Origin of the sequence: Owenweeksia hongkongensis DSM 17368, assembly GCF_000236705.1 — a bacterium.
In the GTDB taxonomy this organism is placed as follows: Bacteria; Bacteroidota; Bacteroidia; order Flavobacteriales; family Schleiferiaceae; genus Owenweeksia; species Owenweeksia hongkongensis.
This window is the reverse complement of record NC_016599.1, coordinates 1642366-1667677: the sequence shown is the minus strand read 5'-3', so window position 1 is coordinate 1667677 and position 25312 is coordinate 1642366. Positions and strand designations below refer to the sequence as shown.

The following is a 25312-nucleotide window of genomic DNA, read 5'->3' as shown; positions in this document are numbered from 1 at the left end:
CTTCGGATTTAATAACTATACCCAATCCTTCGGGTTTTTTAATATCTCTACAAGCTTGGCTTCTTCAGTGCTAGCCTTCGGTTCTACATTGTAATCCCATCTTACCCTTGGCGGAAGACTCATTAAAATACTTTCGGTACGGCCATTGGTTTTTAGTCCAAACAAAGTTCCGCGGTCGTGTACTAGATTGAATTCAACATAGCGTCCTCTGCGTAACTCCTGCCAATAGCGATGCTCATCCGTCCATGGCATGTTCATGCGCTTTTCTACAATGGGTAAATAGCCCGGCAGAAAAGATTTTCCCATGTCCATATCAAAAGCCATCCAATCTTCAGCAGTACGCTGGCCATCAGGTTTTAGGTAATCGAAAAAGGTTCCTCCAATGCCTCGAGATTCATCTCTGTGTGAGTTTCTAAAGTATTCATCACACTGTTTTTTAAACTTTGGATAAAGATCTTTACCGTGTCTGTCGGCAGTTTCTTTTTGAGTTTTATGAAAATGAATAGCGTCTTCCTCAAAAAGGTAATAGGGAGTTAAATCCGTACCTCCGCCAAACCAGCCATCAATTCGTTCACCCGCTTCATTGTACATTTCAAAATATCGGTAATTGGCGTGTACGGTTGGCACAAAGGGATTTTCGGGATGAAGCACCAATGAAATACCACAGGCAAAAAAAGTATCACCTTCCACTTTCATGTTTTTCTTCAGGGCCTCAGGCATTTCACCGTGTACGGTAGAAGTGCTCACTCCGCCTTTTTCAAAAACGTTTCCTTTTTCCAATACTCTTGAGCGGCCACCTCCGCCACCGGGTCTTTCCCACAGGTCTTCTACAAACTTTGCCTTGCCGTCAATTTTTTCAAGAGCTGTGCAAATTTCATCTTGAAGGTCGCGTATGTATTGGGTGAATTGATCTTTCATATTGGTTGGTTAATTGGTTGATTAGTGCATTTGTTGATTAGTTTAATCACCACTAATTAACCTTTCTACTATTTTTCCAATTAACTTTTAGTAGCTCTTAATTGCATTCACAAAAGCCCTTGCATGATCGGCATCCACATTTGGTAAAATACCATGTCCAAGGTTGGCAATGTATTTATAGGTTCCAAAATCGTCAACCATTTGCTTGGCAAGTCTTTCTATTTCAGGAATAGGACTTAGCAATCTGGCTGGGTCAAAGTTTCCTTGAAGGGTGGTGTTGAACTTGGTGAATTCACGTGCCATTTGTGGGGAAATTGTCCAATCTACACCAAGGGCAGAAACCGGCATTTGCGACATTTGCTCTAAGGCAAACCAGCATCCTTTTCCGAATACGATCACGGGAACTTCAGTGTGCAGTGCATCTACAATCTGGCGGATATATTGCAGCGAAAAAGTTTCATAATCATTTGGTGAAAGCAATCCTCCCCAGCTGTCAAAAACCTGAATAGCATCGCAACCATGCGCTCTTTTTTCTTTCAAATAAGCAATAGTTGCATCAGTGATTTTTTGCAAAAGCAAGTGTGCAGCCTCAGGTTGTGAGTAGCAAAATTCCTTTGCTTTATCAAAAGTTTTACTTCCCTGACCCTCTACCATGTAGCAAAGAATAGTCCATGGCGAACCGGCAAAACCGATAAGTGGAACTTCATTTGCCAAAGCATCTTTTGTCATATCGATAGCCTGATACACATAGCTCAAGCGGTCTTTCACATCAATATCCGGAATAGCCTGAACCTGCTCCATCGTGCGGATGGGGTTGGGGATGTAAGGTCCTTTTCCGGGAACCATTTGCACCTCTACCTCCAGCGCTTGGGGGATCACCAAAATATCTGAAAATAAAATGGCAGCATCAACGCCTACCTGATGAATAGGCATCACGGTAATTTCTGAGGCCAGTTCAGGAGTTTCTACACGGTCAAAAAAGCTGTACTTAGCTTTTAATTTCATGAAATCAGGAAGGTAGCGACCTGCCTGGCGCATCATCCATACAGGTGGACGGTTTACTTTTTCTCCGGCAAGTGCCTTTAGGAACAGATCATTTTTTAATGTGCTCATATGTATAGAGGGATATTTTTGGGTTTGTGCTTAAATCTTTGAATCCTCAAATTTTTGAATTCCAAAATGTTCAATCACCTTGTCGATTACCGATTCAAGATTTGGCTCATTGGATGGAATTCTTGGATTGTTACACCTAAAGTGAATAGCTTCAGATGTCGTGGCTCCAATACAAAAACAAGGGATTTTTGGGTTGAGGTTGTTTTCTTTAAAGAAACTATAAACGGCTGTTGGCGATAGAAAAATCATAGCGTCAACATCTGCGGTATTTAGCCTTTGTGAAACAAGCTCGGTTTTATAAACGATTTCTTTGTGAACGCGGATTCCCTTGCTTTCCAAATATTCTGGCAGGTCATCCAAGGCTTTGTTTCCACAAAAGAAATCTACAGATTGAACGCCTTTGTTTCTTGCAATTATTTGCGCCAAGCTAATGGCATTTCCAGCACGGGCATTGGTTTCTACGCCAAGCTCTTGTAGCATTTCAGTGGCGCGAATTCCAACGGTAAAATTCTTCTTTTGCTGAATTTCAATAGTCTCACTGGCCAGCAATTTTTCTAAACTAAAAACAGCGTTCTTGCTCGTAAAAATGCGGGCCTGCGAATCGGGATTGTTTAAATATTCCCGAAAAGTGGTTTTATCAAACTCATGAGAAACCTGAATGAAGTCATGTTGTTTTACAGAGATTCCCGCATCATCTAGCTTCTGAAGAAATTCATCTTCGAGCACACGGGTAGAAAGCACAACGGGACGTCCATTTTTATCAGGCATGGTCAATGTTTTGCATTATTTCTTTTCCTCCATTGGCAAGTACTTCTTTAGCGGCAAGCTGGCCTGCGTTTTTGTAGTCTTCCATTTTGAAGGTTTTGTTTACCACAACTTTATTGCTGCCATCAAGTTCAAAAACTCCGGCTGTTAAGTGAATTTTATCTCCCTCAATCGTGGAGAAAGCTCCAACAGGGGCGGAGCATCCACCTTCTACGGTGCGCAAAAATTGTCGTTCTACAGTGGCACGGATTTCAGTTTCACGATGATTGATAGTTTTCAATACATCTACAATTTCCTGGTCTTCATTTCTGCATCCAACGCCAATTGTACCTTGTGCTGGCGCGGGAATCATCCAATCTAAAACCTCAAAATGTTCAGGTAATAAATCGATACGCTCCAATCCAGCTTTCGCGAAAATAGCTCCATTCCAGTTATTGTCAGCTAGTTTTTGCAATCGGGTTTGTACGTTGCCACGCAAATTGGTGGTTTGGTGTTTTGGAAATTTACTTTTCCACTGGGCTATTCTTCGAATACTCCCCGTGGCAATAAGCCCTTCCTTTTCGTTATTCAAAAAAGACAAATCACCTTTATGTACCAAAATATCCTGTGAGGGGCCGCGCTCCAAAACTGCAGCAATGGTGAGTCCTTCCGGAGATTGTGTGGGGTAATCTTTTAGTGAATGTACGGCAATGTCAATCTCATTTTTAAAGAGAGCATCGTCCAATATTTTAGTGAAAATACCCACGCCTCCAAACTGATGAAGAGGAGTAATTAAATCTATGTCTGCGGGAGATTTTACCATTACCAGCTCAGAATTGATGCCGGCATTTTTTAATAATCGCTGAACAGTCTCTGCTTGCCAAACGGCAAGTTTACTATCGCGCGTTCCTATACGAAGATTGTTGGTGATCAAGTAGCTATTTCTTTTCTATCTCAAAGATATGATGAATAGTACGAAGGTCGTTGTTTATATCCGGTCCATTTTTTAGCTGGCGGGCAAATTGGCCGGTTATGCGGTTTAGTAGTTGGTCTGCCAATAGGTCGGCATGCTCTTCATTTAGCTCCGGGAACTTCTTAAGTAAAGTTTGTACCTCCTTACTCTTCCAGCTTTCCATTTTGCTACGTACAGCTTGTAGGGTAGGGGCAACCCTACGGCTTTCCAGCCAAATGTAAAAGTCATCAATCATACTGTTGATGATAGCCTCGGCTGCAGGGATTTCAGCTTTTCTTTTTGCAATGCTTTCATCAGCTATAGCTGAAAGAGCATCTACATCCACTACCTCAAAGTTTGGGTTTTCATAAAGAGAAACTTCAACATTTCGAGGTACGCTCAAATCCAAAATAAGGCGATACTTATCTTCGGTAAATTGCTCAGGAATTACTGTAGCACCAAGAGCACCGGTGGCTACAATTATAATATCGGCCGCGTTTAGGCCTTCGTTCAAGTTTGAAAAATCTATATGCTTTACACCAAATCTATCAGCAAGACGTTCCGCTTTTTCTTCCGTACGGTTGATAAGGGTGATGTCTTTTAGTCCAGTCTGGTTTACCAAATTCTCACAAGCCGTGCGACCTATTTTTCCGGTTCCATACAATAGAACTTTAGGTTGAGCACCTGCCGGCAGAGTAGATAAATGTTGCTTTACTTTTTGCACAGCAGCAAAGGCTACAGAAGCAGCTCCCGAGCTCAGCTGAGTTTCATTCTTTACCTTTTTAGAAGTTTGAACAGCGCTATTTACCAATCTTTCAAGGAAGGTATTGTGCGCGGCTTGCTCTTTTGCAAAAAGGAAAGACTTTTTAATTTGACCAATAATTTCAAAATCACCCAAAATCTTAGACTCCATTCCAGAGCTTACCTTAAAAAGGTGCTCAATGGCTTCGCGGTTTTGCTTAATATTTTGATGGCGATAAAAAAGTTCAAGATTGGCCTGTGTATGTTTGCAAAACAGGTCGATAATGTCGCGAGGACAATTTGCGAAAGCATAGATTTCGGTACGGTTGCAAGTGGAAACCACCATCATACCATCACCTCCAAGCGTTTTGTAGTCATAAATCAGATGACTGGCTTTTTCTTCATTTAGTGAGAATAGTTCCCTCACATCTACCGATGCATGGGTGTGATCTATTCCTACTAAGAAGAAGTTCGAAAATTTACTTACCTGGAAGTCTTTCATAATTTGGTGGCAAAAATATCCCGTTATGTAGTAGCGCAATACCCGAAAACGAATAATTAATACCCAGATTCATAAAATCTATTTATTTAGATTCGTTCTACTTAGGCTTTGTTATAAGTTTGCGCAAACGTAATGAGGATGCGGTTTTGAAAACTACTTACACATACACCTACGAGAAAAATGGAGATGGAGTTGACTTTTGAAATAGAAAATTCAGAAAAAAATACCTCAAAAGGTAAAATCGAAAATACCCGAGTAGGTGACGGCTTCTTTATGGTGCGGGTAGAAAACCATGAAGACGGGCCACTGCGCATAAAGCGGGACATAGATAAGAGCTTAATTCAGTTTTACTTTGCCGTACAAGGCGGTGCGGAATTTTTATTCTATAATGGAAATTATAAGCTTAAGCTGGAGCAGGAAAAGTCACTTTTGTTTTACAATCCGCTTGTAGCTCTTCCTTTAGATATTGAAGTTCGTCCCGGCTCAAAACTGGTGTTCCTATATATTACTGTTGAAAATCTGCACAGGATGTTTGTGACAGGTTCTGAGGAAATTGAATTTATCAATAAAGAAAACATTGGCAAGAAGTTTTATGCTGACCGCCCAATGTCTCCTGTGTTGATGGTTACGGTAAACCAACTTTTTAGTAATAACGTAAATGGCCCTGCGAAGGGGGTTTTTGAGAAAGCCAAAGCTTATGAGATTTTAGCTTTGTTTTTAAATAAAGAAGAAGGGAAAGATGTGGAGCAATGCCCATTCTTGAATGATGAGGAGAATGTGGAGCGCGTGCGAAATGCCAAGAAAATTTTGATTGAAAAAATGACGACTCCGCCTTCTCTTAAAGAACTTTCTCGTGAAGTTGGCCTTAATGAATATCGCCTAAAGGAAGGTTTTAAAAATATATATGGCAAAACGGTTTTTCAGTTTTTGAACGATTACCGATTGGATATAGCGCGACAAATGCTGGACAAAGGAAACATGAAGGTTAATGATGCGGCATATCATATCGGCTACACAAACCCGAGTCATTTTATAGCGGCCTTCAAAAAGAAATTTGGGGTAACCCCAAAAAAATATCTGATATCTAATATTTAGAAATAAGAACTGTTTTGAACTTGTTTTTAGAATTATTTAGAATAGATTTTTTGGTCAGGTGAAGGCTTTGTTGAAGCGCGTAGTTTTGCTACGCAATGAGATAAAGACGATATATGGCCGAAAAAGATGCCTAAATAAACGGAAGGATAATTTTAAAACAGTTCTAGAAATTTCAACCCAAACAACATGAGTAAAAAAGGAATTCTCTTGGTCAATCTTGGTTCACCGGATTCGCCAGAAGTAAAGGATGTAAAACCTTACTTAGATGAATTTTTGATGGACGAAAGAGTGATTGACAAACCTTATTGGTTGCGTTCACTTTTGGTGCGAGGCATCATTCTTAAAACCAGACCAAAGAAATCTGCTGAAGCTTATCAAAGTATTTGGTGGGATGAGGGTTCGCCTTTAATTGTGTTAAGTGAAAGGCTTTTGGAGCAAGTTCGTAAGAATACCGATTATCCTGTGGAGCTTGGTATGCGTTATGGAAATCCATCCATTGAAGCCGGTATCCAAAAGCTGGTAGATGGAAATCCTGATTTGGAGGAATTTGTGATGATTCCTTTATACCCGCATTATGCCATGAGTAGCTATGAAACCGTGGTGGTAAAAGCTAGGGAAGTGATGGAGGCTAAGTTTCCAAAACTTAAGATGAAGGTGAAAAACGTGTTTTATGATGACCCTCGCTATTTGGAAGTTTTGGCTAATTCGATGAAGCCATATATAAATAAGGAGTATGATCATATTCTGTTTAGTTATCATGGCATTCCGGAAAGGCATGTGCAAAAAACAGATGTTACCAATAGCCATTGCTTAATGGTGGAAAACTGCTGTTCTAAGGATTCACCCGCTCAGCAAACTTGCTATCGCCATCAAGTATTTGATACTACGGAAGGCGTGGTAGAAAGATTGGGAATCCCGAAGGAAAAGTACAGTAACAGTTTTCAAAGCCGCTTGGGTAGAGATCCTTGGTTACAGCCTTTTTCTGATAAAGTAATAAAGGACCTGCCTGGTAAAGGAGTGAAAAAGCTGATGGTGGTTTGTCCGGCTTTTGTTTCAGATTGCCTGGAGACCATTGAAGAAATAGGAGTGGAGGCTCGTGAGTTTTTTATGGAAAATGGAGGAGAGGAGTTTACTTTGATCCCCTGCATGAACGAAAACGATGACTGGGCTAAGCTCGTGGCAACTTGGGGAGAGGAGTTATTGTAAAAGTCTAAAGTATACATATCGATATTTTTTTCACCGCCCTTCAATCCGAAGGGCGGTTTTGTTTCGTACATATGGGAAATCAACAACCATGGCACGAAAAAAAATAATACGAATCGCTTTAGTTTTAGTTGGAGTTTTTGTGCTCCTATCCGCCACACTAGTGGTTCACATCTATATGGTGACTAGCGAGCCAGTAGTAAACTCAAATCTTAATTTAAGTAGAATTGATGTTGAAGGTTCTCTATCTGATGAGGACGTGGCTCAATTAAAATCTAAGGTAAACGCCATACCAGGTGTTCATAAAGCTTATGTAAATGCTGATGCTGGTACCATTGTGTACGGCTATTACAATGATCAGCAAAACCCTGATGCGGTGTATGCTACTCTAAGTAGTTCTACCGACTACAGGTTAACAAAATTTGAAGTTAGTGAGGAAGATTTAGCCAAAGGCTGCCCTGCCTTTGATGAAAACTCCATCACCTTCAAAGTAGGTGCATTCGTGCAAAATGTTATTCATTAATTATTAAACCAAAAATTCAACACAATGAAAATGTTATCAAAATTTGGCGTACTACTATTGGTAGGCTCCATAGGATTTATGTCATCATGTAAGGATGACGACAAGGACGATGATATGACCCCAGCACCAGAACCAACTCTATATGAAAAAGTAGGAGGAACGGAAATGGTAAGCGACCCAGCCAATGCAGGAGCAATGATTGAAAAAGGTAGGTTGAGCTTTCGCGCAGTGGTAGATAGTACCATCTTCGTGATTGCGGGAGACCCAGCTTTGCAACCTTATTTCCCAGTACTTCTAGGCGAGGTGCAAAATGGAGATTTGAGTGGGTTTGCAGTTTTGAGTAAAAACCTAACAGACTTTTTCTCTGTAGCTGCTGGTGCTGAAAATTACACCTATAGTGGAATGAATATGGTAGATGCTCATGATCCTTCAAAAAACAGTCGGATGGCTATGAAGTCGGATGATGCTGCTTTTGATGCCTTTGTTGCTGATGTAGTTACAGGAGCTCAGCAAAATAATGTTCCCAATGAAATCATTGGCGAGGTTGGAGAGTTGCTTGAAACCCTTCGCGGTGATATAGTACAGAAATAGTTAACCCAAACTTTTCTTTTCAAAAGGTCACCAAATGGTGGCCTTTTGTTTTTTACATCCAAATGTTTCGCCTTTCGGCATGATTTGTGTCATCTGTAAGACAACCATTTTAGAACGAATTGGTCAAATTTGTAATTGAAAATATATAGATTATGAAAAAAATATACACTCTTTTTATTTCAATAATAACTTTTGCTGCATCGGCACAAGTGATGGATGTCTCCGTTGCAGATTGCAATAACAATGCAAGCTCGATTCATGCGGTTTTGGGCACTGGTAAAGTTTTGGTGGTGGCCTCTGATGGTTTGGATTGTTCTATCTGCAAGAGTAAAGCACCGGGCTTACAAAGTTGGGCGGCTCAAAACAAAACTAAAATTCAAGTTTGGGGGGCAATGACATTTACCTACAGTAATAGTACACCGACTTGCACTGGTGTGGATAGTTGGGTAAACAGCTATGGCTGGACGGATATTTATACGTTTGTGGATGCAAATAGACATTGGTTTATGTCAGGAACTCCTCGTTATACGGTGTATAGCCCATTGGATAGTTCATTGGCATATCAGGGTTTCGATGAAAATGCAGCTTTGAACACCGCCTTACAAATAGCCGGAAATACCACAGTAGGGATTGACGAGGTATCTCAAAAGGACTTTTATGTTTCGCAAAGCCCAGGAGCCGTTAGGCTTCATAATTTGCCAAAAGGTGCAAATACCATTCAATTGGTGAATTTGACAGGGCAGGTGGTGAAATCTATTAACAATGTTTCTGAGGACGGTAGTTATACACTGCTTACCTCAAATATGAATGCAGGAATTTATTTGGTAAGCGCACAAAATAATAAGGGCTTTAAAGCCGTTAGAAAAGTATACGTAAAGTGAAAAGAATTTAACACTTATGGTTTGGTTTGGTTGGAAAGAGCCTGGGCGAGTTTTCGTTCAGGCTCTTTTTTGTGTGCTTAAGTTCGGAAAATGAATAAATTACATTTGAGCAGAATTAATTTGCTAGTAATATTTTGCGAAGTATAAAAGCGTACCTTTGCCGCCATTTTAAAAAGGGGGCTTCTCGTAAGTTCCATTAAAGGCTTCTATATGAAATTAAGAAACATTGCCATCATTGCGCACGTAGACCACGGTAAGACTACCTTGGTAGATAAAATGCTATTGGCAGGCAAATTATTTGATGATCATGAAACTCCTGGCGAGCTTATCATGGACAATAATGATATTGAGCGCGAAAGAGGGATTACCATTCTTGCCAAAAACGTTTCAGTAAAATACAAGGATTACAAAATCAATATTCTTGACACCCCCGGTCACAGTGACTTTGGTGGAGAGGTAGAGCGTGTTCTAAACATGGCTGATGGTGTAGTTCTTTTGGTAGATGCTTTTGAAGGACCGATGCCTCAAACTCGCTTTGTATTGTCAAAGGCAATTGAGCTTGGATTGAAGCCTGTTGTAGTTATTAATAAAGTAGATAAGCCAAACTGTACTCCTGATGAAGTGCATGAAATGGTGTTTGATCTAATGTTTAACCTTGAGGCGACTGAAGATCAACTTGATTTTCAAACTGCTTATGGTAGTGCCAAAAATGGCTGGATGAGTGATGATTGGAAAAATGAAACTACAGATATCACCTATCTTTTAGATACAATCATTGAAAATATTCCGGCTCCTGAACACCGTGATGGAACTCCTCAGTTGCTAATTACCAGCTTAGATTACTCGTCATTTGTTGGCCGTATTGCTATTGGCCGAGTACACCGTGGTGTGCTTAAGGCTAATCAACAAGTTACCCTGGTTAAGCGTGATGGCACTAAAGTGAAGTCTCGTATTAAAGAACTTTTCGTATTTGAAGGGTTTGGAAAAGTAAAAGTTGATGAGGTATCAAGTGGAGAAATCTGTGCGATTACCGGTATCGAAGGTTTCGAAATTGGAGATTCAATCGCTGATCTTGAAAACCCCGAAGCTCTTCCTACCATCAAAATTGATGAGCCTACAATGAGCATGACTTTTACCATCAACGATTCTCCGTTTTTTGGTAAAGAAGGAAAGTTTGTAACCTCCCGCCATATCAAAGATCGTTTGGCTAAGGAAACTGAAAAGAACCTTGCCCTTCGTGTGGAAGAAACTGATTCTGCAGATACATTTAGAGTATTTGGACGTGGTGTACTTCACCTTTCGGTTTTGATCGAAACTATGCGTAGAGAAGGGTACGAACTTCAGATTGGTCAGCCACAAGTTATCATCAAAGAAGTTGATGGTGTAAAAATGGAGCCGGTAGAAGAGTTGAGCATCGACCTTCCGGATGAGGTAAGTGGAAAAGCTATTGAAGCCATCACTTTACGTAAAGGAAATATGTTGCAAATGGTGCCTAAGGGTGATCATATGCACCTTGAGTTTGAAGTGCCTTCTAGAGGTATCATCGGCTTGAGAAACTACTTGCTTACTGCTACTGCCGGTGAAGCTATTATGTCTCACCGCTTTAAAGAATTCCAGCCTTACAAAGGGGAAATTCCAGGAAGACAAAACGGATCATTGATCGCATTGGAAACGGGTACTGCAATTCCATTTTCATTGAACAACCTACAGGATAGAGGTAAATTCTTTATTCCACCAAATGATGATGTTTATGAAGGTCAGGTGATTGGTGAAAACAACCGTGCCGGTGATCTTGTAGTAAATGTTACCAAAGCTAAGAAGATGTCTAACATGAGGTCTTCGGGTGCTGATGATAAAGTGCGTATCGCTCCTCCAATCGTATTCTCACTAGAAGAAGCTTTGGAATATATTCAGGGTGATGAGTATGTTGAAGTAACACCAAAATCTATTCGCTTGCGTAAAATCTTTTTGAAAGAACACGAACGTAAGAGATCGGGTAAGTAAATTTACCTAGAATAAAATATGAAACCCGCTTTGAAATAGTTTGAAGCGGGTTTTTTTATGTCTGATAATCAGGGGTGTATGATGTTTTTGAAAAAAGTTTGCCTTTAATTGTCCTATTGAGATTTGCATGAGCGTATTAAAGGTGAAAACACAAAATGAAAAAGCTTCTATTTACATCTATAGTAGTGTTAAGTGCCCTGCTGGCCCACGGTCAGCAGGCACTTTCTATTTCAGGTTTGGCGTTAGATAGTAGCAATACGGCTATAGCCAACCAGCCAGTTTGGATTAATAAATATTCTAACGGAAGTTTTTTTACCCAACAGTTAGTATACTCTGATGCCTTAGGGTATTATAACTATACTACCTTCTCTCAAGCAAGCACTACTTTTCAGGTAATGACAAATGATTGCAATGGTCGCTTTTATAGTAATAGTTATTTGGCTACAGCAATCGATACTAGTTTTGATGACACCTTGCGAATTGGTTGTCAGGGGTTACCTGCTTTAAATTGTGCTCCAAACATGGTGAAAATGGCGAGTTCTTCAGGTTTGAGTTTAAGTTTGCGAGATTCAAATTCTTCCAATCCAATTCCTAATGCCATGCTAATGCGCTATTGGACTTTTGGTGATGGAACTTTTTCTACAACTTATAATAATGCTAATGTTTCACATTCCTATTCACAGGCAGGTTCGTACACGGTATGTATGATTAAAAATATTGTAGACACACTTACTAAAATGGTTTACTGTGAAGATACCGTGTGTAATGCTTATACTGTTTCCAATTCGAGTCCTCCCACGTTTTGCACGGCTTATTTTGAAGTAGATACTATGGCTTCTGGAGGAGCTAGTTTGGTATTGTATAATCGTTCAACTCCTTTGCATAATAATACCCGTTACGCCACGTCCTATGCTTGGGACTTTGGAGATGGGGGAACTTCCAACCAGGCATTTCCAACGCATACTTACACGGGCGCAGGGTCTTATACCATTTGCCTCACAATAACGTCTATAGACTCTTCACAAAATATATGCACTAATACCTATTGTGACACCTTGGGTGTAGATAGTGCGGGGAATGTTTTGTATAAAAATTCTGGCGCTGGTTTTACACTAAATGTGTTAAACCCAAATGCTTTAGGAGTTGATGAAATAAAGAGGGATAATACTGTGGAAGTGTTTCCAAATCCAACAAATGGAAATGTGATTATAAAATTAGCGCAGACGCCAAATGATAAAGTGCAATGGGTAATAATTAATAGCAGAGGACAGGAAGTGCTCGGTGGAGTTGAATCGTCTCATTCAAGAAATTTTAATATAAATGTTGACCCCCTATCTAATGGAGTTTACCAGCTAAAAATATTGGATGGTAACGCTGTTAGTAGCTGCAAGCTCATGGTTTTCTAGGTGTGATTTTCCTCCCATGAGTATCTTAAAAGAGCAGGTTGTGTGATCCTGCTCTTTTTTTTTGTTAAAAAATTACCGAATGCTGTCCTATTTGTTACGTTTGATTCGTATTAATAATGAAACGTAAAAATGATCAGATTGATGCAATGGCCTTCAACTAAGCAACTAGTGCTGCTATGGTTACTTTTGCTGGGCATATTTTCTTCTTATGCCCGGCAGAGTTTCCCTTTTGGGGAAGATGTCTTTTTATTGCAAACAGTTGACAGGTCAACGGCTCAAGCCGATTCTTGTACCGCAGATTTTTCGGCAAACTCTTTAAATAATGCTTTTAGGCTAGTGTTATTTACCAATTTAAGTTCCACCACTTTTGGAGTGCCTAATGGTAAGGTGGAGTATACTTGGTTTTTTGGAGATGGTATATTTAGTTATGATCGTGATCCCAGGCACAGTTACCTCACAAATGGAAGTTATAACGTGTGCCTAGCTCAAGAGGTAAAAGACAGTGTGACAGGACAAGTTTTTTGTGCTGATACTATTTGTAAAACGGTGGTTGTAAATTATCAGCCACCCCCCTGTAATGCTGAATTTATTGTAGATACGGCAAACTCATATTCTGGAGATATTATAGTTTGGAATTCATCTATTCCCAATAGCAAGGATACTCTGTATTCGGTTTATTATGATTGGGATTTTGGAGATGGAGGAACTTCTACTTTGGCATATCCAAGCCATACTTACTCGTCAGCAGGTGAGTATCAGGTTTGTCTTAAAGTTTCAAGTTATGATAGTATAAATAACCTGTGTTCGGAAACTTATTGTGACACTTTTGGAGCTGATTCTTTGGGAAACTTAATTTATAAAAAATCAGGAGCAGCTTTCACTATAAATGTGCTTGATCCGTACAGTATAAGTGTTGAAGAAATTGAACTGTCAAGTTTTGAAATTTATCCAAACCCTACAAGCGATTATGTTAATATATCTACTGAAGAGGAGGATGGACAGAGGATTGATTGGGAAATATTATGTGTGAATGGAAAAGTGATGTTATCAGGAAACCGTCACATTTTTCATAACGAAACAATTCAAATAAATACAGCATTCTTAAATGAAGGAATGTATGTATTAAAACTAAATGTAAATGGTACAACCCCTGTTTCCTATTACAAATTGAGAGTCGATAGATAATTGGTATCTCAAACAACAGAAGTCGGTTGTGGTTTACCGGCTTCTGTTTTACTAGATTTGCGAGGCCTTGCTCATATAGGCAGGCTACACTACTTGAAGAAGAATAATCGCATAATAGAGGGTTGTATAAAGAATGATCGTAGGAGTCAAAATGAACTCTACAATCAATTCTTTGATCTGATGATGTCCATTTGCATGCGATATTGTAAGGATGAGGATTTAGCTATGGAAACCCTCAACCTGGCGTTCATGAAAGTGCTGAAAAATTTAGAGAGTTATAATTCAAAATATGAATTAAAACCATGGATAGCGAAAATAACGGTAAATGAAGCTATTGATGCTTATCGCAAAAAGATAAGAAGGCGTGAGTTTATCGATGAAAATGAGGACGAGCTGGAAAATGTTTCGGCTGATTTTGATTCGGCTGACTCTCATGGATGGGAAGAGGCGGAATATTTGGAACACCTGATGGAATGCTTGAAGGATTCGGAGAAGTTGGTGTTCAACTTATATGCAGTAGATGGTTTCTCGCATAAAGAAATAGGAGATATGATGGGTATTACCGAAAGGTCGTCCATCAGGCATTTGACCAATGCACGAAGAAAACTGCAGGAAAGACTTCCTGCACCTGAATTAGGAATAAAGAAAGCGTGAGCTGGATAGATAAGAAATATAAAAATCACTTTAAGGAACAGAAGTATTCTGAAGGCATGAAGCAAAAGGGCTGGGACTCTATGCAAAGCCTTTTGGATAAGCAGATGCCTGTTACTCCTCCTAAAACTATGATGTCAAATCCCTTGTATTTAACTGGATTGGCGGCTGTTGTAGTTACTGTGATTGGTATTCCTTTCTTTATTGCTAATCAGCCAAAAGATGTAAATCCTGCTAAAGAACTGCCTACACCCACAACTATTCAGATGGATCCCGCTGATGGGGTTTCAATTAGTTCTGATGATAAAGAATTGTATCCTTCGGATTTTTCAACTGAAAGTTTAAATTCCTCAGAAGCAGATGTTGTAGAATCTACAATGGATAATGCTCAACAAACTACTATCATTCCTGAAAGCAAGGAGCAAGAAAATGGACAGGAAGCAATGGCTGCCACCCCTATTGTAGAGAAATCTGTAACAAATACGGCACAGGGTGAGTCAAATACTGAAGAGGCAGGAAGTGAAGTTATAGTAGCTAATGAGGTGGCTAAAGAGTCTGTGAAAGATGCGGTGGTTATTTCGGAAGAAAAAGAAATCGAGACACTCTCAGAGGAGGATGTTATAATACCCGTTGCAGAAACATCTATTGCAGCGGCAGATGAAGCTTTGATTATAAATGAAGAGCAAAAATTACAGGAGGAAAAGACAACTTCTGCAACTGAGGTTATATTGGAGGAAACTTCAACTAATCAAATAGAAGAAGAGACAGATTATATAGAGGAAATTTCGGTTTCTGAAAGTACAATTGCGGACATAGCATCTGAAAACACTGAGCAAACTGTATTGGAGCCAGAGGATGAAGGTTTAGCTGTAGCTGAATCCAATGATGCTGAAGAGTTAAAAGAAGAAAGCTTAGTAGAGAAAAGCCCAGAAGAAGAAATTGCAGAATCTGCCAGCAATCTCCTTACTACAAAAGCTGCACATTTGGCATTTTTGGAGGCAGAAGAGGATTTGCCAATACCTGATTTACTGACCTTTTCTAAGGAGCGTTTTGCACTTTCTGTTTGGGGTGGTTATTTATTCACCGGGAACGTATTGAGCGGTGGTAATGAAAGTGATATTGATAAACGTAAAGCTTTTGAGAAGCCTATTTACACTACTCCGACAGGTGTAGGGTTGGATTACTTTGTAAATAAAAACTGGACGGTAGGAGTTGGTCTTGGATGGGCCGAGTATGGTGAAGATGTGGATTATACACTTTATGACGTTACCTCTTCAGTTGAGACCGTTGCTTTTGATGGGCGCTATGATTCTCCATCTAACTATCCAAATATCATCTCGATTGACTCTACGCGTGTCATAGATACAGTGAACCAAGGACATTGGAATTATCATCTTTCGTATAGAAATGATGATAGTACGGCTAATTCTTACTCAGGACGAAATACTTTCCGATACATTGAAGTACCATTGACCGTAGGTTATCGTTTTGGCACAGGAAGAATTAAACCTTGGGTAAAAGCCGGTGTAATTGTAGGGTTGCCAATTCAGGCGAGTTACAGATATCCTCAGTTTGGAACTTCAACTTATACCGAAGGAGGAAGCAAAGCAAGCTTATCTGAAATTCAGTATAGTGGGTTGCTTCAGGTGGGAGCTGATTTTTACATCAACCGAGCCATAAGTGTACGCCTCAATGCATTGGGTAGTTATCAGATAAACTCTATGCTAACCAATGATGGTGTTCGTCAACGCTACTATCGTGTGGGAGCTTCTGTAGGTGTGGCTTATAATTTTTAGTCGAATTAATTTTCCATTTATATTCAAATACACATTGTCCTCTAATTTATTTTTATGAAAAAACTATTACTTGCTTTAACTCTATTGTGTGGAACCTTTTTAGGTTCAGCTCAAACATATCACTCTATATATGTAGGTGTTTGGACACCAACATCAGTGGGAATTCCAGGACAAAAAGTATGGATAAACGTTTATAATGGAACTACAATTGTAAAGAGGATGTCTGGGTACTCTGATAGTTCCTCATTTGGAGGTTACTCAGATTCTATTAGTAGCTCCTTGATTTTTGATAGCATAGTAAGCTTTTCCTATGATTGCAATGGAAACAAAATAAAAGGAGTAGCAAGTCCAATGCCCCCAAACACATGGGGAATGTATGAAGATACTATAACTCAGACTTGCTCGATGAATTCCTACACAGGTACAGCTGGGGTTACTTATGCACAGTCTACAAGTCAGGCCAACACAATTGATTTTACAGATAATTCAGTTGGAGCGGGTTTCCAAGGCACTAAGAGCACTTATTTCTGCTTTTATGGTGATAATGATTCTGCGCTGGTAAACTCAAAATTTAGTCACACCTACCCGGGTCCTGGTAAATACTATGTTCAGTATTCGTTTACAGAAAGTGATTCTAGTATAGGCAATGGTTATTTTTCTCAAGATTGGTACAGAGATACAATTGAGGTGCTCCCTTTTAACCCACCCACGTTTTGCCAGGCAGCATACTCTGTAGATACCGTAAATTCGGGAAATGGTTATGCCTTTATTTACAACAATTCCACACCATCTATAAGAGATACAAATTACACTACTACCTATCACTGGGATTTTGGGGATGGAGATACGTCTAATCTTCCCTTTCCTGCGCATACCTATGCTAATGCCGGAGCTTATGCCGTGTGTCTTACTGCAACTTCTATTGACAGTGTGGGAGCGGTGTGCACATCTACATTTTGCGACACTTTAGGTATTGATAGTGTGGGAAATTTGATTTATAAGAATTCAGGATTTACGCTTACAGTAAAGGAACCTACTGTGGGGGTTGAAGAGTTTGATACACAGGCGATTTTTGAGGTTTATCCAAATCCAGTAAAAGATATACTTAATGTTTCTTTGGTGTCTGAAGGTGCTAAGGTTAAGGCTTATTCAGTTACTGATTTAAAAGGTTCTGTTGTGACAAAAGGACTGGTAAAAATCGATGAGATAGATTTGAAACTTAATCTTACCAAGTTGCAAAATGGTGTTTATCTTCTTCACCTGATCAGCAATGATGGAGTGCAGTCTCATTATAAAATTATTAAGCACTAAGACTTAAAAAGTGTATTATTTAAGAACCCCGGAGGTTATTCACTTTCGGGGTTTTATTTTGTCTAATACAGTTTCTGAAAATAAAAAAGCCTCAACTAATTCAATTAGAATTAATTAAGGCTTTGAATTGTGGAGCTGGTGGGAGTCGAACCCACGTGCAAACAAGGAAATCAGTAGCTTTCTACATGCTTATTTTGTCATTAGATTTTCGACTAGAGCCTGGGAACAAACACCCCAACTATAGCTTAGTTACGAATTAGAGTTTCGAAAGTGGTACGCAACGCTACACTTACTAGTCCGGATTTAATGACACCTCTTGATCAAACCCAACCAGACCTAGGGTTTGAGAGATGACTTGCTCCCGCGTCTTACGCTGAGATTAGCTGTAACCCTCTATCGAGTGATTACGCGGCAAGTGCGAAGTTATTTTCGCCAACTATAATTTGAAGAACCTTGATATCGGAAGGTAACCTCATACTCCGGCATGCTTACGACCCATTTCATCTTGCTGTCGAAACCGGTCAGCCCCATAATTTTAAAGAACACACTTCCCTTTCAGGAAGCCTCAAAGGTAGTTATATTTGATGCAAATAGCATACCGTATGAAGTTTGGAATTATCCGCGAAGGCAAAACCCCACCCGATAAAAGGGTGCCTCTTACTCCGCAACAATGTAAAGCCTTGAAGGCCAAATATCCAGAAATGGAAATATTGGTTCAACCTAGTGATGTTCGAGCTTTTAAAGACAAGGAGTATGAAGCGGAGGGTAGCACAATAGCTGAGGATTTGTCAGATTGTGAAGTGTTACTTGGCGTAAAAGAAGTTCCGTTGGATATGCTTATTCCCAACAAAACATATATGTTTTTTTCGCATACATATAAGAAACAACCCTATAATAGTAAGCTCTTAAAGACAATTCTGGAGAAGAAAATTCGCCTCATAGATTATGAAATGCTTACCAATGAGTTTGGAATAAGACTTCTTGGTTTCGGTCGTTTTGCCGGTATTGTGGGTGCTTACAATGCTTTTAGGGCATGGGGCGAAATGACCCATGACTATTCTTTGAAACCAGCTCATGAATGTGCAGATAGACGTGAAATGGAAAGTGAACTGATAAAAGTAAAATTGCCTTCAAAGGCAAAAATTGCGATTACTGGAGGAGGGCGAGTAGCTAGTGGAGCGCAGGAAATTTTTTCAGCAATGCACCTGAAGCAGGTTACACCAAAAAAATACCTTAATGATGATTTTAATGGTGTAGTTTTTACTCAGCTCGAAGTGTCGGACTACTATGAACGAAAGGATGGTAGAGAATTTAAGAATGCTGATTTTTATAAAGATCCAACAGGGTTTAAGTCTGTGTTTAGGCATTATGCCCGCACTACTGACATTTATATACCATGTCATTTTTGGAGCAACAAGGCACCGTTTGTTTTTACTAGAGAGGATGCCCGTTCTCCGGAATTTAAGATTCGTTTAGTGTCGGACATCAGCTGTGATATTGACGGCCCCGTGGCTTCTACCTTGCGACCATCTACTATTGCCGAACCTTTTTATGCTTACGATCCTCATGGTGAAAAAGAGGTGCCATTGGGTACACTAGGTTCTATAGGTGTTTCTGCAGTGGATAATTTACCGTGTGAATTACCCAAAGATGCTTCCGAAGATTTTGGAAACGAGCTTATCAAAAATGTAATTCCGCACTTTTTCAGTGGAGATAAAGAGGGCGTTTTGGACAGGGCTTCAGAAACCACTTTGGATGGAAAGCTCACCCCAAAATTTGCCTATCTAGAAGATTATGTAAATTCTTGATGTCTTGAAGAAATTGTATTCTTGCATAATAAATTGAAGCGTAAAAGCGCCACACCACTGGATTTGTGATTTGGTGGCCCTAAATTTTTCCTTTTTTTAATTAAAGATTACTTTGAGTACACCACAGAAATACATCGATATCAATGAAGTGATAAAGAGTAAAAGTGAAAGGCTGGCCAAATGGTTGCCTTCATTTGTGGTGCGTTACATCAAGCGTATAGTTCATGAGGATGAGGTAAATGAGGTGATGCGAAATACTGGCCATTTGCAGGGTTTGGAGTTTGTAAATGCTGTGATGAATGAGCTTGATATGACTATTGAGCTTGTAGGTGGTGAAAATATTCCACAAACAGGAGGCTGCATTTTAGCGGCCAATCATCCACTTGGAGGCTTAGATGGAATTGCTTTTATGCAGGCTGTTGGTCAGGTTCGTGCGGATATGAAGTTTTTGGTAAATGATATTCTCTTGAATATTAAAAATTTTCAACCCCTATTTTTACCTGTAAACAAGCATGGTTCAAATGCGCGAGAGGCTTTAAATATGATAGATCAGGCTTATGCATCAGACGAAGCTACCCTGGTTTTTCCTGCAGGTCTTGTTTCGCGAAAGCTACCAGAAGGAATCGCTGATTTGGAATGGAAAAAAAGTTTTATCTCAAAATCAACGAAGTACAAAAAGGATATAATTCCAGTGCATATTGGAGGTCGTAATTCCAACTTTTTTTATAACCTTTCCAACATTCGCAGAAAACTGGGAGTAAAAGCCAATTTAGAAATGTTTTATCTGGCTGATGAATTGTTTAAACAAAAAGGGAAAACTTTGAAGGTAACTGTGGGAAAACCAATCCCATATACTACCTTCAGCAAGGATAAAACACAGCAGGAGTGGGCAGATGAGGTGAGAAGACGCGTATATCAATTGGCCAACGGAAATAACTGACATGGAAAAGATCATAGCACCGATAGATCGTAAATTGATTATTGCTGAGCTTACTGAAGATAAGTTCGTGCGACACACCAATAAGCTGCGTAATCATTTGTATTTGGTTACGCATCACAATTCGCCCAACATTATGCTGGAGATTGGTCGCTTGCGCGAAGAGGCTTTTCGTATGGCAGGCGGTGGTACTGGAAAGTCTGCCGATATAGATGCTTACGATACTGCTAAGCACCCATTTCTTCAACTTATTGTTTGGGATCCGGATGACCAAGAAATAATTGCCGGTTACAGACTTATAAAATGTAGTGATGCCGAAAAAGATGAGAATGGTCGAATCATTTCAGCCACAGCACATCTATTCAATTTGAGTCAGGATTTTTACAAAAATTACTTACCCAATACCATTGAGCTTGGTCGCTCATTTGTACAGCCAAAATATCAGCGTGGAGCTTCTAAGAAAGGATTGTTTTCTATGGATAATCTTTGGGATGGACTGGGCGCTTATGTGGTGCAAAATCCTGACATAAAATATCTTTTTGGCAAAGTAACCATGTACCCTCATTTTCAGCGTGAAGCTAGAAATATGATTCTTGCCTTTATGGAGCACTACTTTCCCGATAAGGAGAACTTGGTAGAACCAATTGAGCCACTTATTAAAGATGGTGAGCTGGATGAATATAAATCTATGTTTAAGGAGCTTTCATACAAGGATGGATATGCGCTTTTAAATAAAGAAGTGCGTGCACGTGGGGAAAATATTCCACCGCTTATCAATACCTACATGAATATTTCCGCTACCATGAAAACCTTTGGGACTTCCTTAAACTATGAATTTGGTGAGGTGGAAGAAACTGGTATTTTGGCAATAGTAGATGATATTTACCCAGCGCGAAAGGAACGCCATCTGGACACTTATGAAAGGGATAAGGAATTTTTAGGGCCGCTAACAAAGAAGCAAGACTGAAGTGAGAAGTACTGAGTATTTTGACTACTGACTACTGACTACTGACTACTGACTACTGACTACTACTTCTACGCTTTCTTAAGTCCAGCGATAGTTTCGATTGGATTCTCTGATTTGAACACGAAAGATCCGGCTACCAACACATCAGCGCCAGCCTCCACTAATTGAGCAGCATTTGCAGAAGTTACACCTCCATCAATTTCGATAAGGGTAGAAGCTCCAGCATCGGTAATGATCTGCTTTAGCTCTTTTACTTTGTCGTACGTTTTTTCGATAAACTTCTGACCGCCAAAGCCAGGGTTTACGCTCATCATGCACACCAAGTCAATATCCTGAATTACATCTTTTAACAAAGAAACAGGAGTATGTGGATTCAAAGCCACGCCAGCTTTCATGCCTTCAGCTTTGATTGCCTGAAGAGTGCGGTGCAAGTGTGTAGAAGCTTCGTAATGAACAGTTAAAATATCAGCGCCAATTTTTTTGAAATCGCTGATATATCGCTCCGGCTGCACAATCATTAGGTGAACGTCCAAAGTTTTTTTAGCATGGCGATTTATAGCGTCAATCACGGGCATTCCGAAAGAAATATTGGGAACGAAAACACCATCCATTACATCAATATGGAACCAATCGGCTTCACTTTGATTGATCATTTCACAATCGCGTTGAAGGTTGGCAAAATCGGCTGCTAATAAGGATGGAGCTATAATAGGCATGTGCTAAATTTTTTTGGTGTTGCAAAGGTAGTAAGCCTAAAGCAAAAATGAGACATTAGAATAGATAACTAAAAACAAAACCCCCAACATTTCTGCTGAGGGTTTCATATACATTTTAAAGAACTTAATCTTAGCCTAAGTAAGTTTTTAGAATCTTACTACGAGAAGTGTGTTTCAATCTACGGATAGCTTTTTCTTTAATCTGACGAACACGCTCACGTGTCAGGTCAAATTTTTCACCAATCTCTTCAAGCGTCATTGGGTGCTGGCCACCAAGCCCGAAGTACAAACGAACTACATCGCCCTCTCTTGGAGTGAGAGTGGCTAATGAGCGCTCAATTTCGGTACGAAGCGAATCCTGCATCAAATCATCATCAGGATTAGGGCTGTCGCCTGTATTCAATACATCATACAGGTTGCTGTCTTCTCCTTCCACAAGTGGAGCATCCATACTAATATGGCGACCACTATTACGCATGCTTTCCTTCACATCATTCTCACCCATCTCCAGGTTATCGGCAATTTCATTAGCCGAAGGTGCACGTTCGTGCTCCTGCTCCAGAGTTGCGTAAGCCTTGTTGATCTTGTTGATTGATCCAATCTTGTTAAGCGGAAGCCTTACAATACGCGATTGCTCAGCCAATGCTTGCAAAATACTTTGACGGATCCACCATACAGCGTAAGAAATAAACTTAAAACCACGAGTTTCATCAAATCTCTGCGCAGCTTTAATAAGCCCAAGGTTACCTTCATTAATCAAATCAGGAAGGGTAAGCCCTTGGTTTTGGTACTGCTTTGCTACAGAAACTACGAAACGCAAGTTTGCCTTCGTAAGTTTCTCCAGCGCCACTTGGTCACCTGCTTTAATGCGCTGAGCCAACTCCACTTCCATCTCGGCCGTAATCAGTTCAACTTTACCAATCTCCTGCAAATACTTGTCTAGTGATGCAGTTTCACGATTAGTAACCTGTTTTGTGATCTTCAGCTGTCTCATATCTCAAATGTGCTTATATACTGTGAATAATAAAGAACGTCAAAAACTGTTCCTTGTTCTACTTTTTCTATTAATTGTCAGATGGTTGAGGCAAAAGTACTTTGCGGCTCAATTTCATCTTACCTCTATCGTCAACTCCGATAAGTTTTACCTCTACAGAATCTCCTTCTTTTAGAACTTCGTCTACAGTTTTTAATCTACGGTGATCGATTTCAGAAATGTGAAGAAGACCATCAGTACCAGGAGCGATTTCTACAAAAGCACCGTAAGCCTGAATAGACTTTACTTTACCTGTGTATACTTCGCCTACCTCAGGAACAAACGCGATAGCTTTGATGCGAGCCATAGCTGCATTCATGTTCTCACGGTTGGTTCCACTGATTTCGATCATTCCTTTATCACCTTCTTCTTCGATGGTAATAGTTGTTTCAGTGTCAGCTTGTAGCTTCTGAATATTTTTACCTCCAGGTCCAATAATGGCACCAATGAAATCCTTAGGAATAGTCATGGTTTCGATTTTTGGAGCACCTGGTTTCACATCTTCGCGTGGCTCAGAGATGGTTTTCATAATCTCACCAAGGATGTGAAGACGGCCAGCTTTAGATTGCTCTAATGCCTTTTCAAGGATTTCGTAAGAAAGCCCTTTTACTTTAATGTCCATTTGGCAGGCAGTGATACCATCTTTGGTACCAGTTACCTTAAAGTCCATATCACCCAAGTGATCTTCATCACCAAGGATATCAGATAGAACTGCATATTTACCGGTATCAGGATCAGTAATCAATCCCATTGCAATACCGGATACAGCTTTCTTCATTTTTACACCAGCATCCATAAGTGCAAGAGAACCTGCACATACAGTAGCCATGGAAGAAGAACCGTTTGATTCTAAAATGTCAGAAACTACACGGATGGTATAGATGCTATCATCGGGAAGCATTACTTCCAAAGCTCTTTGAGCTAAGTTTCCATGTCCTATTTCTCTGCGGCTGGTACCTCTAATTGGGCGAGCTTCACCTGTAGAAAATGGAGGGAAGTTATAGTGTAGGTAAAAACGTTCAGAAGAAGTTTCAGTTACTCCATCTCTACGTTTTTCATCAAGGCGTGAACCTAGAGTTACAGTTGTCAATGATTGAGTTTCACCACGAGTAAATACGGCAGAACCGTGAGCTCCTGGCAAATAATCGATTTCAGACCAGATTGGGCGAACTTCGTCAAGAGCACGACCATCAAGACGTTGACCATCCTCAAGAATCATGGCACGCATAGCCTTGTACTCTACATCGTGGTAGTAAGTATTGATAAGTCCAGCTTTTTCAGCTAGCTCTTCTTCAGTATACTTTGCTTTGTAGTTTTCACGGATTTCCTTGAATTTTTCAGAGCGCTCATGCTTAGGAAGACCACTTTTAGCTACAGCGTAAACATCATCATAAGTTGCTTTTAGCACTTCTGCTTTTAGCTCTTCATCATGTGTTTCATGGCTATATTCTCTTTTAGTTTTTGATTTCTCAACTTGAGAAGCCAAAGCTAACTGAGCATCGATTTGTGATTTAATAGCTTCGTGACCAAAAGCAATGGCTTCCACCATTTCTTTCTCAGAAATTTCTTTCATCTCACCTTCTACCATCACCACGCTATCTTTGGTAGCACCGATCATCATGTCAAGATCAGACTTTTCCATATCAGATGGAGAAGGGTTGATCATAAGTTTGCCATCTACACGACCTACTCTTGCTTCAGACATTGGTCCATCAAATGGAAGGTCAGAAAGAGCGATAGCGGTAGAAGCAGCAAGACCACAAAGTGCATCCGGAGATACTTCTGGGTCATAAGAAAGAAGGCTAATCATCAACTGAATTTCAGCGTGATAATCTTCTGGGAAAAGTGGGCGCAAGCAACGATCCACCAATCGCATTACCAAAATTTCTTCGTCAGTAGGGCGAGCTTCTCTTTTCAAAAATCCACCAGGCATGCGGCCGGCAGCAGCAAATTTCTCGCGGTAATCTACGGTAAGTGGTAAAAAGTCAACACCTTCTTTTGCTTCGGGTGCAGATACTACGGTAGCCAAAAGCATGGTACCGCCCATCTTCACAACAACAGAACCATCAGCCTGCTTGGCAAGTTTGCCAGTTTCAAGGGTGATGGTTCTACCGTCTGCTAGTGTTATTTCTTGGGTAATGGGATTTGGAATCATCTATTGTATTGTGTCTATTATATGTGTGTATAAAATTGAAGAAAGGCAATTCGTTAAAAATTGCCTTTCCTCGAAATGTG

Annotated in this window: 22 protein-coding genes and 1 other RNA gene; 14 read left to right on the top strand and 9 right to left on the bottom strand. The window is 40.0% G+C overall.

Translation table 11 applies throughout. The features are described 5' to 3' along the window. Nucleotides 1-15 precede the first annotated feature (15 nt). The 5 genes from hemF to hemA all read right to left on the bottom strand — a co-directional run bounded on the left by hemF (nucleotide 16) and on the right by hemA (nucleotide 4970). Nucleotides 16-918 (bottom strand): oxygen-dependent coproporphyrinogen oxidase, encoded by a 903-nt coding sequence (gene hemF, locus OWEHO_RS07575; RefSeq protein ID WP_014201885.1) that lies wholly within the window; start codon nucleotides 916-918, stop codon nucleotides 16-18. An 87-nt stretch (nucleotides 919-1005) separates the two neighbouring features. Continuing rightward, the gene (gene hemE, locus OWEHO_RS07570; RefSeq protein ID WP_014201884.1) at nucleotides 1006-2031 is read right to left on the bottom strand and encodes a uroporphyrinogen decarboxylase; all 1026 of its coding nucleotides are present in this window, start codon (nucleotides 2029-2031) and stop codon (nucleotides 1006-1008) included. A 30-nt stretch (nucleotides 2032-2061) separates the two neighbouring features. Beyond that, nucleotides 2062-2799, bottom strand: coding sequence for a uroporphyrinogen-III synthase (locus OWEHO_RS07565; protein WP_014201883.1), 738 nt, complete (start codon nucleotides 2797-2799; stop codon nucleotides 2062-2064). Beyond that, nucleotides 2792-3709: a hydroxymethylbilane synthase gene (gene hemC / locus OWEHO_RS07560; RefSeq protein ID WP_014201882.1), complete on the bottom strand. Its 918-nt coding sequence runs from the start codon at nucleotides 3707-3709 to the stop codon at nucleotides 2792-2794. The genes OWEHO_RS07565 and hemC overlap by 8 nt, the downstream gene beginning before the upstream one ends. A 4-nt stretch (nucleotides 3710-3713) precedes the next feature. Beyond that, nucleotides 3714-4970: a glutamyl-tRNA reductase gene (hemA, locus tag OWEHO_RS07555; RefSeq protein WP_014201881.1), complete on the bottom strand. Its 1257-nt coding sequence runs from the start codon at nucleotides 4968-4970 to the stop codon at nucleotides 3714-3716. A gap of 186 nt (nucleotides 4971-5156) precedes the next feature. Between hemA and OWEHO_RS07550 the strand changes: the two genes are divergently transcribed. The 11 genes from OWEHO_RS07550 (at nucleotide 5157) to OWEHO_RS07500 (ending at nucleotide 17616) form a co-directional block, all read left to right on the top strand. Beyond that, nucleotides 5157-6065, top strand: coding sequence for a helix-turn-helix domain-containing protein (locus tag OWEHO_RS07550; protein ID WP_014201880.1), 909 nt, complete (start codon nucleotides 5157-5159; stop codon nucleotides 6063-6065). A gap of 186 nt (nucleotides 6066-6251) precedes the next feature. Further along, complete coding sequence (gene hemH, locus OWEHO_RS07545; RefSeq protein ID WP_014201879.1) at nucleotides 6252-7271, top strand: ferrochelatase; 1020 nt, start codon at nucleotides 6252-6254, stop codon at nucleotides 7269-7271. Nucleotides 7272-7359: 88 nt separating this feature from the next. Next, nucleotides 7360-7791, top strand: a complete 432-nt coding sequence (locus OWEHO_RS07540; protein WP_014201878.1) for a hypothetical protein — start codon at nucleotides 7360-7362, stop codon at nucleotides 7789-7791. Nucleotides 7792-7815: 24 nt separating this feature from the next. Then, nucleotides 7816-8382 carry a globin family protein gene (locus OWEHO_RS07535; RefSeq protein WP_014201877.1) on the top strand — a complete coding sequence of 189 codons (567 nt, stop codon included), beginning with the start codon at nucleotides 7816-7818 and terminating at the stop codon, nucleotides 8380-8382. A 152-nt stretch (nucleotides 8383-8534) separates the two neighbouring features. Next, nucleotides 8535-9263, top strand: coding sequence for a T9SS type A sorting domain-containing protein (locus tag OWEHO_RS07530; RefSeq protein ID WP_014201876.1), 729 nt, complete (start codon nucleotides 8535-8537; stop codon nucleotides 9261-9263). A gap of 210 nt (nucleotides 9264-9473) precedes the next feature. After that, nucleotides 9474-11267 carry a translational GTPase TypA gene (gene typA / locus OWEHO_RS07525; RefSeq protein ID WP_014201875.1) on the top strand — a complete coding sequence of 598 codons (1794 nt, stop codon included), beginning with the start codon at nucleotides 9474-9476 and terminating at the stop codon, nucleotides 11265-11267. 155 nt (nucleotides 11268-11422) lie between these two features. Beyond that, complete coding sequence (locus OWEHO_RS18730; protein WP_014201874.1) at nucleotides 11423-12673, top strand: PKD domain-containing protein; 1251 nt, start codon at nucleotides 11423-11425, stop codon at nucleotides 12671-12673. Between the two features lie 129 nt (nucleotides 12674-12802). Then, the gene (locus OWEHO_RS07515; RefSeq protein ID WP_041627500.1) at nucleotides 12803-13858 is read left to right on the top strand and encodes a PKD domain-containing protein; all 1056 of its coding nucleotides are present in this window, start codon (nucleotides 12803-12805) and stop codon (nucleotides 13856-13858) included. Continuing rightward, entirely contained in the window at nucleotides 13859-14512 is a 654-nt protein-coding gene (locus OWEHO_RS07510; protein ID WP_083827981.1) for an RNA polymerase sigma factor, read from the top strand. Next, nucleotides 14509-16305 carry an outer membrane beta-barrel protein gene (locus OWEHO_RS07505; RefSeq protein ID WP_014201871.1) on the top strand — a complete coding sequence of 599 codons (1797 nt, stop codon included), beginning with the start codon at nucleotides 14509-14511 and terminating at the stop codon, nucleotides 16303-16305. The genes OWEHO_RS07510 and OWEHO_RS07505 overlap by 4 nt, the downstream gene beginning before the upstream one ends. A 54-nt stretch (nucleotides 16306-16359) precedes the next feature. After that, nucleotides 16360-17616, top strand: coding sequence for a PKD domain-containing protein (locus tag OWEHO_RS07500; RefSeq protein ID WP_014201870.1), 1257 nt, complete (start codon nucleotides 16360-16362; stop codon nucleotides 17614-17616). Between the two features lie 127 nt (nucleotides 17617-17743). On the opposite strand, the gene ssrA is transcribed toward OWEHO_RS07500, so the two are convergent. Continuing rightward, nucleotides 17744-18145: a transfer-messenger RNA gene (ssrA, locus tag OWEHO_RS18215) on the bottom strand. Between the two features lie 73 nt (nucleotides 18146-18218). Here ssrA and OWEHO_RS07495 point away from each other — a divergent pair. The 3 genes from OWEHO_RS07495 (at nucleotide 18219) to OWEHO_RS07485 (ending at nucleotide 21328) form a co-directional block, all read left to right on the top strand. Beyond that, on the top strand, nucleotides 18219-19424 hold the full coding sequence (locus OWEHO_RS07495; protein ID WP_014201869.1) for an NAD(P)-dependent oxidoreductase: 1206 nt from the start codon (nucleotides 18219-18221) through the stop codon (nucleotides 19422-19424). A gap of 112 nt (nucleotides 19425-19536) precedes the next feature. Next, on the top strand, nucleotides 19537-20364 hold the full coding sequence (locus OWEHO_RS07490) for a 1-acyl-sn-glycerol-3-phosphate acyltransferase (RefSeq protein WP_014201868.1): 828 nt from the start codon (nucleotides 19537-19539) through the stop codon (nucleotides 20362-20364). A gap of 1 nt (nucleotide 20365) precedes the next feature. Continuing rightward, on the top strand, nucleotides 20366-21328 hold the full coding sequence (locus OWEHO_RS07485) for a GNAT family N-acetyltransferase (RefSeq protein WP_014201867.1): 963 nt from the start codon (nucleotides 20366-20368) through the stop codon (nucleotides 21326-21328). Nucleotides 21329-21396: 68 nt separating this feature from the next. On the opposite strand, the gene rpe is transcribed toward OWEHO_RS07485, so the two are convergent. From rpe to OWEHO_RS07470, 3 genes are all read right to left on the bottom strand, one after another. Next, nucleotides 21397-22044, bottom strand: coding sequence for a ribulose-phosphate 3-epimerase (rpe, locus tag OWEHO_RS07480; protein WP_014201866.1), 648 nt, complete (start codon nucleotides 22042-22044; stop codon nucleotides 21397-21399). 130 nt (nucleotides 22045-22174) lie between these two features. After that, nucleotides 22175-23038, bottom strand: coding sequence for a sigma-70 family RNA polymerase sigma factor (locus tag OWEHO_RS07475; protein WP_014201865.1), 864 nt, complete (start codon nucleotides 23036-23038; stop codon nucleotides 22175-22177). 70 nt (nucleotides 23039-23108) lie between these two features. Further along, complete coding sequence (locus tag OWEHO_RS07470; RefSeq protein ID WP_014201864.1) at nucleotides 23109-25232, bottom strand: polyribonucleotide nucleotidyltransferase; 2124 nt, start codon at nucleotides 25230-25232, stop codon at nucleotides 23109-23111. Nucleotides 25233-25312: the final 80 nt, after the last annotated feature.